This window comes from Flavobacterium sp., assembly GCF_036515215.1.
Lineage (GTDB): Bacteria > Bacteroidota > Bacteroidia > Flavobacteriales > Flavobacteriaceae > Flavobacterium.
This window is the reverse complement of record NZ_DATBVQ010000088.1, coordinates 1-11,523: the sequence shown is the minus strand read 5'-3', so window position 1 is coordinate 11,523 and position 11,523 is coordinate 1. Positions and strand designations below refer to the sequence as shown.

The window sequence follows — 11,523 nt, the reverse complement described above, 5'->3', positions numbered from 1 at the left end:
CCGATGCAGAAATTGGCAAATATGTTACCCAGCAATTCGTCGTTCGTGACCTGCCCTGTAATCGTGCCGAAATGGTATAAAGCCTCCTTGATATCGATGGCCATCAGGTCGCTGGAGAGATTCGTTTCCAGGCCGTATTTGACTTTCTGGATCTCGTCTAAAGCTTTCAGTAAAGAATCGTAATGCCTTGTGTTAGTAACTATTGTTTCGTTGTTTCGAAGGGCTCCGGTATTTACAAAAGAAAGCAGTTGGTCCTTCAAGTCTTCGACCCCGATGTTTTCTTTGGCACTTAAAAAAATTAGCTTAAGGTTTAAGGCTTCAAGTTCTTTACGAATGGTTGCGATTTCTTTTTCCGAAAGCAAATCCAATTTGTTGATTACTACAACCAAAGGTTTTAAGGGAAATTGGTTTTTGATTTTTTCAATTTCGATGATGTATTCCGAAGTTTGAAGCTTAAACTTTAGGCGATCAAACAAATACAAAACTACTTGAGCCTGTTCGATTTTTTCGAAAGTTTTCTTAATTCCAATGCTTTCAATAACATCTTTAGTTTCACGGATTCCCGCCGTATCGATAAATCGAAACCCAATGCCTCCGATGACCAATTCGTCCTCGATCGTGTCGCGTGTCGTTCCTGCGATTTCCGAAACGATGGCGCGTTCTTCGTTCAATAATGCATTCAACAAGGTCGATTTCCCCACATTGGGTTCACCCACAATAGCGACAGGAATACCGTTTTTGATCACGTTTCCTACAGCGAAGGAATCTATAAGTCGTTTGAGGACAAACTCGATTCGGTTCAATAACTCATGAAATTGGCTGCGATCGGCAAATTCAACATCTTCCTCAGCAAAGTCCAGTTCCAGTTCAATAAGTGAGGCGAAATTTAATAACTCTTCACGCAATTTGGCTATCTCATTGGAGAATCCGCCACGCATTTGTTGCATGGCAATTTGGTGCGAAGCCTCATTATCGGAAGAAATCAAATCAGCTACCGCTTCCGCCTGCGACAAATCGAGTTTGCCGTTCAGGAAAGCCCTAAGGGTAAATTCACCCGGATTGGCCATTCGACATCCTTTGCGAAGTAATAATTGGATTATTTGTTGCTGTATGTAGGTAGAACCGTGACAAGATATTTCGATGGTGTTTTCGCCCGTATAGGAATTCGGCCCCTTGAAAATGGAAACCAAAACTTCATCCAGCGTCTTAGCCTCATCTACAATATGACCCAGATGTAAAGTGTGCGTTTTTTGCTGGAGTAAATTTTTGTTTTTAATAGACTTAAAAACACTGTTGCCAATAGCAATTGCTTCATTTCCGGAAATTCGGATTACTGCTATGGCTCCCGCTCCTGAAGGCGTGGCCAATGCTACTATGGAATCGTTGTATAACATATTTTTTTATTCTAAGGCTCAAAGGTAGTAAATCTTAAGAAGTATCTATTTTTTTATGACGGATGTGTTTTTGGAGAGTAAAAAAACCGTAAATATCTGATAATTATCATATTAATGGTGTAACTTTATGTCTATATTTGATAGATGTATCACGTAAAAACCTTTATAAGATGAAACGAATATTATTCCCAACCGATTTTTCCGAAGTGGCCACTAACGCATTTGTTCATGCATTAGAATTTGCAAAAATAGTTCAAGGAGAAATCATCTTGTTGCACACGTTCGAATTGCCCGTATTCGACAACCAGTTTTTCCCGGAAAATTATATGGTCATTTATGAATCTGTCGAGCTATCTCAATTCGATATGTTTAAGGACGAAATTCCCAAACTTAGGTCCATTGCGGAGGAACATAATTTGGGCAATATAAAAATGACGCACCGACTTATGGATGGTAGTTTGACTTATAATATTGAAAAGGCAATCAAAGAGGACAAAATAGATTATGTTGTAATGGGAACGGAAGGGGCTTCGGGATGGTCTGCCTTTTTTTCCGGGACCAACACGGGTGCAGTTCTCTCAGATGTTAGAGTGCCCCTTTTGTGTGTTCCGATGGAAGCGAAATTCAAAAAAATAAAAACGATTGGTTTTACCACAAGATTCAGGTCTAAAGATAAAAAAGCCTTGAAAAAAGTGTTGGAAATAGCAAAACTGGCCGGTGCAGACATCAAATGTCTTTATGTAAAAACCGATAAATCTGACGTTACCAAGGAAATAGTTAAAAAATGGGAGAAAGATTTCGAAGAGGAACCAATCGAATTTTTTGTGATTAGCAGTGACGAAGTCAAAGAAACCATTTTAGACTTTATTTTATATCAGGAAATTGATATTTTGACTATGCTGACCTATAAAAGAAGCTTTTTTGAGGGGTTATTCCACCCTAGTTTAACCAAGAAATTCGCCAATAATTTCGATGTACCTATATTGGCCATTCCCATAGAATAATTTTATTTTTTAGCTTTTTTCGAAGTATTATAAAGCCATTCTTATAGCTTATTTATTTGGGTAGCGCTATCTTTGTATTTCATTAAATGAGGACATGGAAATATACAGTGCCAAAAGCAAAAGTCATTCGGAAGAGTTAAACAACGTCAATAAAAAATACAACAGTGTCAGTTTCTTTAGGCTGATCAGCATAATTCTTTTTCTGGTTTCCCTTTATTTTTACCTGAAAGATAACGAAATGATCTTTCTCATTCTCGCAGTTTCCCTTTTTATGGGATTTGTATTTTTAATGCGAATCCATTCCAAACTACTTTTTAAAAGGAAGATAAAAGAAGCATTGGTAAAAGTAAACGAAGACGAGATTTCCTATTTGGATAGAAAAACAATTCCGTTTGAAGACGGAGGCGAGTTCAATGATTTTCACCATCCGTACGCTTATGATTTGGACATCTTTGGAGAACATTCCTTATTTCAAAATTTGAATAGAACGGCCACTTTTATCGGCAAGAAAAAGTTGGCAAAGCAATTGCTTGTTTTGTCCCATTCTCAAGAGATTTTGGATAACCAAGAAGCCGTAAAAGAGCTGACACAAAAGTTGGATTGGCGCCAGGAATTATTGGCTTTGGCCAAAATCACTAATGACACCGAATCCAGTTATGAAGCATTATTGAAATGGAGCAAATTTTCAAGTGCACGGTTGCCAAAATGGGCAATTATAGCATCCTACGTTACTCCAGTTTTATTTTTTGGGACATTAGTGGTCTACTTCGTCACAAAAAATTCAGCTTTCCTAACTTATCTATCCTATTTCTTTGTTATCAATTTGATCATTTTCGGCAAATTTTATCAGCGCATCCAAATAGAAATAGCCAATGCCGAAAACATAGATGAAATCATAAGCCAATACGGTTTGCTCCTTAAAAAAATTGAAGATGAAACATTCCAATCGAGAAAATTGCTTGGTTTACAACAAAAGCTGAAATTCAAAAAAGAGAAAGCTAGTCACCATCTTAAAAAATTATCAGGATTGTTTTCTAATATGGATACGGTAGCTAACCTTGTAGCGGCTTCACTATTCAATGGAACATTCCTTTTTAACCTTCATGTTTTAAAACGTTTGTTGGATTGGAAAGAAGAACATGCTGCAGTATTGGAAGAGTGGTTAGCGGTTATCGGTGAATTTGAAATGTTAAATAGCTTAGCGAATTTTTCTTATAATAATCAGGAGTTTGCTTATCCAACGTTAAATTCCGATTTCAAGATTGACTTTTCAGATCTAGGCCATCCATTATTAAACGCGCATACTAGAGTCAACAATGAGGTCAGTTTTCATCCGCAGTCATTTATGATACTGACGGGTTCGAATATGTCCGGCAAAAGTACTTTTTTGAGAAGTTTGGGTGTCAATATGGTTTTGGCGGGAATGGGATCTGCCGTGTGTGCCAGCTCGGCTAACGTGCACCCTTTGCCCATATTGGTATCCATGCGACTATCTGATTCCTTATCTGACAGTGAATCGTATTTCTTTGCGGAGATAAAGCGCCTGAAACAAATTATGGACGAACTGGAGAAGAATCCTGCCTTTGTCTTGTTGGACGAAATATTGAGAGGGACAAATTCAGATGACAAAAGGAACGGTACCATTGAAGTGGTGAAAAAGGTGATTGCGAAAAATGCCATAGGAGCCATAGCGACGCACGATATAGAAGTGTGCTTGACAACAAATGAATATCCAGATATTCTGACTAATAAATGCTTTGAGGTGGAAATCCTAAATAATGAATTGGATTTTGATTATAAGCTTCGCGACGGTATTTGCAAAAACAAAAGCGCCACTTTCCTGATGAAAAAAATGGGGGTTATTTAGGAGTACCAAGTTAAACGAAATGGAGCAAAAGCAAAAGAACCGCAATTTCTAGATGAAATTGCGGTTCTTTTAAATATAAAAATGGTTTGGTTAATAGCGTATTGAAGTACAATGATAATGATTTATATTCGAATATCAAAAATCAAATATAACAAAATCATAATTTAATGTTAACTGTTCAGCATAACCGGCATTACCAACATCGTTACCGTTTCACCATCTTCCAGTCCGTCAACAGGAGTAAGGATTCCGGCTCTATTTGGTAAGGACATTTCAAGCATAATCATATCTGACTGAAGGTTGGTTAACATTTCAGTAAGGAAACGCGAGTTATATCCTATTTGCATATCGTCACCTTGATAATCGCATGTCAATCTTTCTTCCGCTTTATTGGAGTAATCAATATCCTCTGCGGAAACGTTCAATTCAGCTCCAGCAATTTTCAAACGAATTTGGTGGGTCGTCTTATTTGAAAAGATAGCCACACGACGTACAGAGCTCAAGAATTGAGAACGGTCTATCATCAATTTATTTGGATTCTCTTTTGGAATAACCGCTTCGTAATTTGGATATTTCCCGTCAATTAAACGACACATTAAAATATAGTTGTCAAATGAGAAGGTAGCGTTCGAATCGTTATATTCGATTTTCACCTCTGCATCTGAAGCAGAAAGTATGTTCTTTAAAATGTTCAAAGGTTTCTTTGGCATAATAAAATCAGCAACCTGAGATGCCGTAACGTCGGTACGGGCATATTTTACCAATTTATGTGCATCAGTTGCCACAAATGTTAATCCCTCTGGAGAGAACTGAAAAAACACGCCTGACATCACCGGACGTAAATCATCGTTACCCGCGGCAAAAATTGTTTTGCTTATGGCAGTTGCCAAAACATCGGCAGGAACTAAAGTCACAGATGGCTCGTCTAAGTTAACCGCTTTGGGGAACTCGTCACCGGGGGCATAAGCCAAAGCATATTTTCCTGAATTAGAACTGATTTCAATTGTACTGTTCTCCTCAACCGTAAAAGTTAACGGTTGCTCAGGGAAAGTTTTCAATATTTCCAAAAGCAATTTTGCAGGAACGGCAACGCTTCCTTGACTTGTGGAATCAATAGCCAGACTTGCAGACATTGTTGTCTCTAAATCGGATGCAGAAACCGTTAATTCATTATTGTTTAATTCAAATAGGAAGTTGTCCAAAATTGGCAAAGTATTGCTGCTGTTGATAACATTACCTAAAACTTGTAATTGTTTTAATAAGTACGAACTCGATACTATAAATTTCATCTGTTTTATTTTATTTTTTGAGGTATCTATTTTAGTTTAATTTTAAAACACAATACATTTTACAAATATATCGTAAACTATCCTAGTATTGAAACTTTTTTATTAACATCTACTTACTGTATTTTCTTTTTCGGAGGTAGGTAAAAAGCAGACCAAAAAGTGTTAATATTAGAATTGGAAGCCCGATAGTTATGACTTGAATCAGGCTGTAGTTTTCGTAAACCTTTTCTTTATCCAGTAAGGGCAGATCAAGGTCCTTGCTTCGAATGTTAATAAGTCCGGTATCATCCAGTAAATAATTGACGCAATTCAGTAGAAAATCCTTGTTGTCATACAAATTCCCTGACCTTTGATCATAACCTAATTCTACAGGCTGATAATTTTTGTCCAACTGGTTTTTAGTCAAATCTCCATCGGAGACCACAATCATTTTACTGGCCTTTCCGCTTGTCGCAAAAGTCTTTTGGTCAAAAGACAGTACCCGGTTTTCGAAGACAGAATGGAAGGAACCTTCAAGTAAAATGGCGAGCGGGATATTTCCGGTATTGATATAGTGATTCGGGCTGGTTTCTTCTGCTACGATATCCAAATTAACTTCTACAGGCGTGCCTATTTTTTTCGAATAGCGAGATGTTTTTAAAAGAACGCTTTTCTTAATTCCATTTTTTAAAGTGTCAATAGGGTTGGCAAAATCGAATTTAATGCCACCAAGATTTTTTACTATTGGATGCTTACTTTCGGGATAAACCAAAGGGGCAAATTTCCAGTTGAATTCCTGATATTGTGTTGCGCTACCTTGTTCTCCTGTGGCTAATTTTATCGGACTTCCTTGCTCGTCCTTGACGATATCGGGATTAATACGGAAACCGTACTTGAAAAACATGTCGTTTAAGTTCAAATCTCGCGGGTATGCCAAGGTCGAGCCCGAAGGATTGTAGAGGCTGTCCATTTCTGCTGAAACTTGATCTATTAGCCATAATGTCTTCCCGCCGTTGATTATGAATTGGTCTAAAACTTGTTTTTCGGAATCCGAGAATGTTTCCGTGGGTTTGGCTATAATGGCCAAATCATATTTCTCTAAGGCTTCTAAAGTGCCTATTGGGCTTTTAGCTACCGAATCCAGGGTAAATGGACCAATATGATAACTTTCCCTTATTTGCAAAAGGAATTTGGCCATAAAAACATCCTGCAGCTCCCCATTTCCTTTGATTACTGCTATCTTTTTTTGCTTGTTTTTGGTGATTTTGTTTAAAGCATCGGCGATTGAATACTCCAGGTTTTGGACTGAACCAATCATTTTTTCGGTCGTCGAGGCGCCCATTTTATTTTTAAGCAAAGGGATGTTGACTTCTTTGTTGTGATAAGTTGCAATGGCCCAAGGGAAAACCATGGCTTGCGATTGCTTTCCTTTGTCATCCACAGTTATATTTACGGGCGTTAGCCCTTTTCGGTACAACTCCTTGATGTTGTCCATGTTTGAATCTTCATTCTCCAACGGATTCACAAATGTAAAAACGATGTTTTTATTGTAAGCCTGGAATTCTTCAAGCAATTGCTGCGTTTCCTGCTGCAATCGCTTGAATTCAGCGGGCAATTCACCCTGCATGTATATTTTTATCGACAGCGGTTCTTTGATCTGCTTTACGATGTTTAAAGAAGTCTCTGAAAGCGTATATCTTTTATCTGAAGTCAAATCGAAACGGTGGAAAAACATATTTCCAATTCCATTGGCAATCAATAAAACGCCAATAATTAGGACCAAGTTTTTTAAGTTACTTTTCTTTATGGGTACCATTATAATTTCAAAGATTTAAGTTTGTAAACGGTAAGCGATAAAAACAAAACCGTCAGGCTGGCAAAATAAAGGATGTCTCTAGTATCGATCACGCCGCGCCCCATGCTTTTAAAATGATCTTGCATTCCGAATGCCGCAATCATGGTAGAGTAGGACGGTGCAATTGAGGCCAAACCGTCGAATCCAAAATAAAAAAAGAAGCACACGAAAACGGAAACAATAAACGCCACAATCTGATTGTCAGATAAGGTAGAAGCGAATATTCCAATTGCGGAATAGGCTGCAATCAGGAATAATAGTCCGAAATAAGAACCAATTGTGCTCCCCATATCAATATTTCCTTCTGGCATACCTAGTCTCGAAATCACCACGACATAGATGAAAGTTGGTATGATTGCCATGACGATTAACAACAACGCTCCAAGGAATTTCCCATTTACGATTTGCCAGATGCTCAAAGGTTTTGTTAGCAACAATTCTAGGGTGCCTTGTTTTTTCTCGTCTGAAAAACTGCGCATGGTTACCGCAGGAATCAAGAAAATCAGAATCCAAGGCGATAAGGTAAAAAATGGCGTCATGTCAGAAAATCCAGTATTCAGAATGTTGTAGTCCCCTTGAAAAACCCAAAGAAACAATCCGTTGAGGATAAGAAACAGCGCAATGACCAAATAACCTATTGGAGAACCAAAAAACGATTTGATTTCGCGTAATAAAATGGCTTTCATATTTTTTGTTTAATGTTTGAAATGTTTAACGTTTTTAAATCCTATGGACTTTAAACCTTAAACTAAGATTTTATTCTAAACTCACTAATTTGTCGACGCTCCAGGCTTCGGGCTTATCGTTAAACAGTTTTTTGGTGAATGACCAAACGGCGGTAAAGAGTTCCGATTTTCTGTAATTTTCCAAATCATCTTCAGTCTCCCAATAACTGTATGTAAAAAAGATACTTTTATTGCTTTTGTCTTGGTATAATTCTAAAAAACGATTTCCTGGGGCGCTTCGGATTTTTTCCTTTACCGATTCGAAATTTTCCAGGAAAGCAGGAATATTTTCTTCGTGAAAACTCATTTTTACTATTCGTACAAACATTTTTTATTTTTTAACGGCGAAGCTCACAAGGTTTTTCGCCAAAGTTCACAAGGCAATTTTTTGTTTATTCTTCAAAATCTTAATTCTTAAATTGAATGGAAACCACATCTTGATAATTCAAGCCCAACAGGCTATTTGCAGAACCAACCTTTGAAGGGTTACTTCTGAAAATGGCAATTTCGAGGAAACCGGCTTCGTTGAAGATTGCCAATTTTTCCCCTTCATAATTCTTGATTGGATATTTTTCGGAACTGGCTATTGCGGAATAATTGGGCAAAATGGTCTTGATGTTTTTGGTTTTCATAAGAATCTCGTACGGACGGCCCTTGGCAATCTCTAAGAATTGTTTTTTGGTGATATTGGTAACCACATTCCCGAAATGGTCTATATAAATGACATGCCCTTTGAGCATATTATTGTCAATTGAGCTTCCCGCTTTCAATTCAAATACCTGCTTAATGTTATTTATTTCCCTGCCAATAACGTTCAACAAACCGCCCTTGGCGATATGACAGGCCACTTTTACAAAAACGTCCATACCGGTTGCGTCACTTTGCAGACGATCATGAATGTTTATCGCAACTAACTTTTGCGGAACAATTTTTTGCGAAAGCATGCTTAAAATGCCATTGTCGGCGGCAATAAAATAGGAATCATTCCACTGCATGACGATATGCTGGTTCTCCTTGTTCAATTCCATATCGACTCCGATAAGGTGGACCGTTCCTTTTGGAAAACTAGAATAGGCCGCGCCGATAATGTAACTTGCTTCAACAGTGTTGAATGGGTCAATATGATGCGAAATGTCGATAATGGAAGCTTCAGAATATTCAGATAAAATTTTCCCTTTCAACGCACCAACAAAGTGGTCTTTCAAGCCGTAATCGGTCGTAAGGGTAATTATTGACATAAATTTTTTTATAATTATTGGTGCAATCTAAAACTAATTTTCATTAAATTTGAGAAATGCAAATCTAATAATAGTAAATTCAAAAAAGCAAAAAACAAAAAACAAATTCCAAATAAGTAAGACAAATAATATTGTGGTTTACAAGCCAAATGGATTAGATGTGTTTATTGATTAATTTTATATAAAACTACAACATTTGAACGAAAGAATAATCGAGCTCATAGACATCGCTCCAAAAGAATTTTGGGGCGCTCAAGACACTCATCTTGAAACAATTAAAAAATATTATCCAAAACTTAAGATTGTTGCTAGAGGAACTACATTAAAAGCTTTTGGTGAAAAAGAAATTCTGGACGAGTTCGAAAAACGTTTCCAAAGATTAATGCTTCATTTTACGCGCTATAATACAATAGACAATAATGTTATAGAACGTGTCATTTTAGGCGACAGTCAAGACGATAGAAGAACCCTCGTCAACGATAAAATTCTTGTGCATGGAGTGGGTGGCAAAATAATTAAGGCCATGACCCCGAACCAACAACTGTTGGTTGATTCAATAAATAAGAACGACATGGTTTTTGCCGTCGGTCCGGCTGGAACGGGAAAGACCTATACGGGCGTTGCAATGGCCGTCAAAGCGCTGAAAGAAAAACAGGTCAAACGTATTATTCTTACACGTCCTGCGGTTGAAGCTGGGGAAAATCTAGGTTTTCTTCCGGGTGATATGAAAGAAAAACTGGATCCCTATATGCAACCCCTTTATGACGCTTTACGGGACATGTTACCCAATGAGAAATTAGAAGATTATATTCTGAAAGGGATCATCCAAATTGCGCCGCTGGCTTTCATGCGCGGAAGGACGTTGGATAATGCATTTGTAATTTTGGATGAAGCCCAAAATACAACTCATTCGCAAATGAAAATGTTCCTGACCCGTATGGGGAAAAGCGCTAAATTCATGGTTACCGGTGATCCAGGACAAATTGATTTACCAAGAAGGACCATATCAGGACTAAAAGAAGCGTTGTTGATTTTGAAAGACATCGAGGGGATTGGTATTATATACCTTGACGATAAAGATATAGTGCGCCACCGATTAGTCAAAAAAGTTATCGATGCCTACAAGTATACCGAGAACCCAGATTAGTCAGCTAGGCTGTTTTTATGGCAATAAAAATTAAACGTTATTGTTAAAATGAATAAATTTAACTTACTGTTTTATAGTGTAATATGATGTACGGCCCCAGATGGGGCCGTTTTTATTAATGAATTAACCAATTTTAAGGACTGTTTGCCGTTAAAAAAATTATATTAGCAAAAAACTATATATAGTGAAGAACGTAATCATAACAGGAGCTTCGGGTGGAATTGGGAAAGAAATCGCTTTGCATTTTGCCGAGAACGGTTGGAATGTTATTGCGACCATGCTTTGTTTGGAACATGGCAAAGAATTGCAAGGGATAAAGAACATTAGTTGTTATGTGCTGGATGTAACTTCAACAGAAAGCATTGCAACTGCCAAGAAAAAAATAGTGGAAGATTTCAAAACCATAGATGTTGTCATTAACAATGCAGGAGTGGGATACAGAAGTTTTGTAGAATTGGCGGAAGACGATGAGATCAACAACATTGTGGATATCAATTGGCTTGGTGTGGTGAAAGTATGCCGCGCATTCATCCCAGTATTCAGGGCACAAAAAAGAGGGCACTTCATAAATATTTCTTCGATTGCGGGATTGGTGAATTTACCGTTAGGGAGCTTTTACCACGCGACTAAACATGCCGTTGAAAGTTTTTCGGAATGTATGGCTTATGAATTGATCGATTTTAATATCAGTGTTTCAACCATGCAATTCGGGAATACGCCCTCCAATTTTCAAAAAAACGTCGTTAAATCAGAGCATTCTTCGCTAGTCTCTTACAATGTTTTAATGGACAAAATAAGTTTGATATTAAAAAATAAGACCGCGAAAAACACAGATTTAAAGCCACTTATCATTCGGGAATTACTGAAAATCGCTGAAAACCCGCCCAAAAACTTCAAGAGATATACCATCGGTTTTGATGCCAACAGTCTTAGTATCCTTAGGTCAAAAATGGGATATCGTTTATTTGGAAGGTTGATTAGACAATCGGTTTTGAAATAGGGTTCATTAAATGTGCATCTGATTT

General features: G+C 37.5%; 10 protein-coding genes. 4 read left to right on the top strand and 6 right to left on the bottom strand.

The features are described 5' to 3' along the window. The coding region (gene mnmE, locus VIH09_RS06320) for a tRNA uridine-5-carboxymethylaminomethyl(34) synthesis GTPase MnmE (RefSeq protein ID WP_331579020.1) at positions 1–1,394 on the bottom strand (1,394 nt) is incomplete at its 3' end. Between the two features lie 170 nt (positions 1,395–1,564). Between mnmE and VIH09_RS06315 the strand changes: the two genes are divergently transcribed. Continuing rightward, a complete protein-coding gene (locus VIH09_RS06315) occupies positions 1,565–2,398 on the top strand; it encodes a universal stress protein (protein WP_331579018.1) in 834 nt (277 codons plus the stop codon). A gap of 94 nt (positions 2,399–2,492) precedes the next feature. Next, a complete protein-coding gene (locus VIH09_RS06310; RefSeq protein WP_331579016.1) occupies positions 2,493–4,265 on the top strand; it encodes a MutS-related protein in 1,773 nt (590 codons plus the stop codon). A 170-nt stretch (positions 4,266–4,435) separates the two neighbouring features. On the opposite strand, the gene dnaN is transcribed toward VIH09_RS06310, so the two are convergent. The 5 genes from dnaN to VIH09_RS06285 all read right to left on the bottom strand — a co-directional run bounded on the left by dnaN (position 4,436) and on the right by VIH09_RS06285 (position 9,351). Then, positions 4,436–5,554, bottom strand: coding sequence for a DNA polymerase III subunit beta (dnaN, locus tag VIH09_RS06305; RefSeq protein ID WP_331579014.1), 1,119 nt, complete (start codon positions 5,552–5,554; stop codon positions 4,436–4,438). A gap of 109 nt (positions 5,555–5,663) precedes the next feature. Then, entirely contained in the window at positions 5,664–7,349 is a 1,686-nt protein-coding gene (gldG, locus tag VIH09_RS06300; RefSeq protein ID WP_331579012.1) for a gliding motility-associated ABC transporter substrate-binding protein GldG, read from the bottom strand. Beyond that, a complete protein-coding gene (gene gldF, locus VIH09_RS06295) occupies positions 7,349–8,074 on the bottom strand; it encodes a gliding motility-associated ABC transporter permease subunit GldF (protein WP_331579010.1) in 726 nt (241 codons plus the stop codon). Before gldF ends, gldG begins: the two co-directional genes overlap by 1 nt. A gap of 70 nt (positions 8,075–8,144) precedes the next feature. After that, positions 8,145–8,441 (bottom strand): antibiotic biosynthesis monooxygenase family protein, encoded by a 297-nt coding sequence (locus tag VIH09_RS06290; RefSeq protein ID WP_331579008.1) that lies wholly within the window; start codon positions 8,439–8,441, stop codon positions 8,145–8,147. A gap of 79 nt (positions 8,442–8,520) precedes the next feature. Further along, the gene (locus VIH09_RS06285; RefSeq protein ID WP_331579006.1) at positions 8,521–9,351 is read right to left on the bottom strand and encodes an SAM-dependent chlorinase/fluorinase; all 831 of its coding nucleotides are present in this window, start codon (positions 9,349–9,351) and stop codon (positions 8,521–8,523) included. A gap of 196 nt (positions 9,352–9,547) precedes the next feature. Here VIH09_RS06285 and VIH09_RS06280 point away from each other — a divergent pair, with 196 nt between their 5' ends. Then, positions 9,548–10,498: a PhoH family protein gene (locus tag VIH09_RS06280; RefSeq protein WP_331579004.1), complete on the top strand. Its 951-nt coding sequence runs from the start codon at positions 9,548–9,550 to the stop codon at positions 10,496–10,498. 184 nt (positions 10,499–10,682) lie between these two features. Then, a complete protein-coding gene (locus VIH09_RS06275; protein ID WP_331579002.1) occupies positions 10,683–11,498 on the top strand; it encodes an SDR family NAD(P)-dependent oxidoreductase in 816 nt (271 codons plus the stop codon). Positions 11,499–11,523 lie beyond the last annotated feature (25 nt).

Bases quoted from the DNA above. Each gene is read 5' to 3' on its own strand.
- VIH09_RS06290 (WP_331579008.1), bottom strand. From the start codon at position 8,441: ATGTTTGTACGAATAGTAAAAATGAGTTTTCACGAAGAAAATATTCCT.
- dnaN (WP_331579014.1), bottom strand. From the start codon at position 5,554: ATGAAATTTATAGTATCGAGTTCGTACTTATTAAAACAATTACAAGTT.
- VIH09_RS06285 (WP_331579006.1), bottom strand. From the start codon at position 9,351: ATGTCAATAATTACCCTTACGACCGATTACGGCTTGAAAGACCACTTT.
- gldG (WP_331579012.1), bottom strand. From the start codon at position 7,349: ATGGTACCCATAAAGAAAAGTAACTTAAAAAACTTGGTCCTAATTATT.
- VIH09_RS06310 (WP_331579016.1), top strand. From the start codon at position 2,493: ATGGAAATATACAGTGCCAAAAGCAAAAGTCATTCGGAAGAGTTAAAC.
- gldF (WP_331579010.1), bottom strand. From the start codon at position 8,074: ATGAAAGCCATTTTATTACGCGAAATCAAATCGTTTTTTGGTTCTCCA.
- VIH09_RS06315 (WP_331579018.1), top strand. From the start codon at position 1,565: ATGAAACGAATATTATTCCCAACCGATTTTTCCGAAGTGGCCACTAAC.